Source organism: Borrelia hispanica CRI (genome assembly GCF_000500065.1).
Lineage (GTDB): Bacteria > Spirochaetota > Spirochaetia > Borreliales > Borreliaceae > Borrelia > Borrelia hispanica.
The window spans coordinates 1-1889 of record NZ_AYOU01000055.1; the positions used below are offsets into that span (position 1 = coordinate 1).

General features: G+C 28.4%; 2 protein-coding genes. Both read left to right on the top strand.

Going from position 1 to position 1889, the window contains the following annotated elements; all coding sequences use genetic code 11:
- The first annotated feature begins 67 nt into the window (after window positions 1-67).
- Window positions 68-640, top strand: a complete 573-nt coding sequence (gene bdr, locus U880_RS11675) for a Bdr family repetitive protein (protein WP_038358782.1) — start codon at window positions 68-70, stop codon at window positions 638-640.
- A gap of 125 nt (window positions 641-765) precedes the next feature.
- A partial coding sequence (locus U880_RS0101475) for an anti-CBASS protein Acb1 family protein (RefSeq protein ID WP_024654485.1) occupies window positions 766-1889 on the top strand: 1124 nt, incomplete at its 3' end.

The window sequence follows — 1889 nt, forward strand, 5'->3', positions numbered from 1 at the left end:
ATTTTACTAAATTTACTTTCATTTAGCTTATAAATTATTGTATAATAATTACATAAGGAGATTCTTTATGGAGTATATGCAAATGGAGCCTGTAATTACTAGGCAGATGGTATTAAATGAGCTTGTAAAAGCTGGTATTAAGAGAGATATTGCGGACGATTTATCTTATAGATACTATAAAAATGAACTTACTACTAAAGATCTTGAATATTTAAAAGAGAACTTTGACATAAAATTGGAGATGTTAGAGCGTGGTTTAAGATCTGATATTGAAAAGGTTAAAGATGCCCTTGATAACAAAATAGATACTAAATTTAATGAACTTGATAACAAAATAGATACTAAATTTAATGAACTTGATAACAAAATAGATACTAAATTTAATGAACTTGATAACAAAATAGATATTATTGAAAATAACTTAAAATCAGATATTAAAGAACTTGATAACAAAATCGACAAAGTAAGGGACGAATTAAAGTCAGATATTTCTCTTGTAAGAAAAGATATGGAAGTGAACAAAATGGAACTTAATAGTAAATTAAAATTACATGCTTGGATGTTTGGGACTATTATTACCATTAATGTAGGAATATTTCTAGCATTAATATCTATGTTATATGCATTGTTTATAAAGTAGATTTAAATAAGTAAATATTTCTTCTATCTAAAGAATAAGTTTAAATTTTTTTTGCAATTTTTTATAATTTTTGCTATTATTTTTTAGCAAAAATAAATAATTGATCTATAATTATTTTTTGTATATTGAATAAGGTTATAAATGGTGGAGGGATAACTAGATGCAATTCTAAAATCAGTTCTTATGAATTATACCAACATTCAATATTTTTTAGGAATTATATAAATAATGTAGCAGAAGACGTCCTGCACAATGGAATTAACTTAGAAGTTATTTACAGTACTGCTTTAAGTGGTATTGAAGATACGTTAGATAATCTAAAAGTAGAACTCAAAGAAGCACTATTGAATTGTATCATAAGTTACAGATTCAATGGTGTTGGCTATATTTTGGTCAAAACAGCAGGGGATGATAATCTTGACTTGGAAATTAATTCAGAATTGCCAATTGGATTTGTGTATTTAGATTTTAGTTGTGTGCGAGATAGGGGTTCTAAGTCTTCTTATGTCATATATTCATTCAAGGAAGAGGATGATGAGGGAGTTTTAGTTAGAAAAGAAGTCAAGATCCATAAGAGTCGTTTGATTATATATGAGAATTACGACTATATTTTGGGTTCATATACTCCATGTTATACCCAAAGTTTTCTTCTAAATGTAGCTCTTTTTGAGACTATCTATCAAGAGATAGATAGAAGGATTCGAAACTACAATTTTTTGTTTTACAAGGATGAGTCTTTAGCAGAGATTAATGATGCTATAAGTAAAGCATCTTTGCAGTTTACTTTACTTACCAAAAACAACAAAGATAATAGTTCTGGTATGTTCACAAAGTTGTTTAGACGCAATTCTGATGATGGTAGTGTTGATAATAGTGGTGATGAGAGTGTAAAGAAGGGTACCAATATCTTGAATGCACTAAACAATGATTTGTCCCTCGAACTTGAGAGACTAAAATCCAATTTGAATAATGATGGGATATTCTATTCTGGAAGTGAGTCTGCACATTTAGAAGTTATGAAATATGAACTTACTTTTTTGAAAGATACTTTAGAACTTGTAAAAGCAAAAATAGGAGCAGATACTAAAGAACCATTAACTAGGAGTTTCAATGAACAAACTAAAGGTCTTGGCAATGATGGTAAAGGAGACCGAAGTAATTATTATGATTTTTTGAAGGGGGTGCAAGAACGGATTGAAATTGCGGTAAATCAGAAGCTTAATCAATATTTTGGTCTTGATATGAGATT

Coding starts and splice junctions, on each gene's coding strand:
- bdr (WP_038358782.1), top strand. CDS start 68: ATGGAGTATATGCAAATGGAGCCTGTAATTACTAGGCAGATGGTATTA.